Annotated in this window: 2 protein-coding genes; both read left to right on the top strand. The window is 67.6% G+C overall.

Annotated features, from left to right (window positions below; all coding sequences use genetic code 11):
• Window positions 1-650, top strand: a 650-nt coding sequence (locus VR45_RS41500) for a ParA family protein (protein WP_234326694.1), incomplete at its 5' end; no start/stop codon positions are given.
• Window positions 650-877 carry a hypothetical protein gene (locus VR45_RS41495; protein ID WP_045945166.1) on the top strand — a complete coding sequence of 76 codons (228 nt, stop codon included), beginning with the start codon at window positions 650-652 and terminating at the stop codon, window positions 875-877. The genes VR45_RS41500 and VR45_RS41495, both read left to right, overlap by 1 nt.
• The last annotated feature ends 765 nt before the right edge of the window (window positions 878-1,642 follow it).

The following is a 1,642-nucleotide window of genomic DNA, read 5'->3' as shown; positions in this document are numbered from 1 at the left end:
CGGCGGCCTCCCTCGCCTCCGTGCTCCAGCGCCCGGCCGTCGGCGAGATCGAGCGCATCCTCGTCCCCTGCGGCTACGACGACACGACCTACAGCGACCGGATCACCATCGCCCCCGGCCACCTCGACCTGGAGCTGCTCTCCCTCACCGCGGGCACCGCCTCCTCCGAAAAGCGCCTGCTGAGGGCCCTCCACGGGGTGGTGGACGACTTCGACCTGGTGGTCATCGACTGCCCGCCGAACCTGCTGTCCCACCAGATCGACGTGGCCTGGTCCGCCTCGGACGTGCTGCTGCTGCCGTGCGAGCCGGAGTACGACGCCGTGGAGGCCGCCCGCCGCATCCACGAGCGGGTCGAGCGTGACCGGCACACCCTCAACCCTGACTTGGCCATCGCGGGCATCCTGATCAACCGCTACCGGCCGAACCTGAAAATCCACCAGAAGCGCGAGCACGACATTTACGCGATCCGGGGTGACGACCACGTGGCACCGGTCAAGCTCCGCGAATTGGTGGCCATGAAGAATCAGGCGGAACTCGCCCAGCCCCTCCGCGCCGACGGCACGGACGGACGGGAATCCGCCGACCAATTCCGGGATATCTACTCCTGGTTGCGGACCCGAATCGACACCGTAATGGAGAACGCGGCCTGATGCCGAAGTACGACGACGTGAAGAACGACCGCCAGTTGCCGGAGCGGGCCACAGCCGCCCCGGCCCGGCCGGAGAAGGTGGCGGAGGTGCCCATCACCACCACCGTCCCCGCACCGCTGCGCCGCCGTCTGACCGTGGCCCTGGCCGTGCACGAGGTGAAGCTCAAGGATGCCGTCAGCGAGGCCCTGGAGGCGTGGCTGGAGGCTCATCCGGTCAGTCTGGACTAGGACTGCAAGCAAGCAAGGAACCCTGCAACCTTGAAAGCTTCCAAGGTTGCAGGGTTCCTTGCTGTTCGGGCCCTACTGCTCCACGTCCAGGTCCGGCCGCCAGCCGGCCTCCGCGAGCCCGTACAGCTCCGGGTCGTCGCAGACCGCCTCACGTGCACACCCGGCGGCATCTCGCTCAAAGCGTCCTCCCGAACACTTCTGGTCTGGTATTACCGGTAGAATAGGAGGTGCATTCCGGCGGACCGCCGGACGATTTACAGCATATCGCGGGGAATCTCTTCCATGATTCGAAAGGCAGCGCGGACAATCCTCCCGAGCCCCTTCCCGCCGCCTCATGGTCTAGACCNGGCATGAAGCGCCGATCCCCGGAAAATACCGGGGGTCGGCGCTTTCACGTTGCGCCCCTTATCCGCCGCCTCATGGTCTAGACCTCTCGGCGGGGGCTTGACTAGACCACCGGCCGCTACCTACAGTGAGAGCGTAGCGCAGCCGGGCCCCGCCCCGGAAAGGCCGGCCTCGGACCCGCTCCCCGGACGCGACCACGGTCCGTCACCGGAGGTGCCGGACCGACCAGCCGGACCGACGGCCGGCACCCAGCGGAACGACCCGGACCGACACCCGGACCGACATGGAACACCCGATGTCGGTCCGGAATTCACCCCCTCTGACCTGGGGTGGAACGACCGGACCGACATGGACCGACATGGACCGACCCCTAACCCCTTAAGGGGGGCCGGGCCTCCCCGCCGGTCACAGAGCGCTACC

The organism is Streptomyces sp. NRRL S-495 (assembly GCF_000966955.1).
In the GTDB taxonomy this organism is placed as follows: Bacteria; Actinomycetota; Actinomycetes; order Streptomycetales; family Streptomycetaceae; genus Kitasatospora; species Kitasatospora purpeofusca.
Note: the sequence above shows the minus strand (reverse complement) of the source record. Positions and strands in the feature narration are given on the sequence as shown.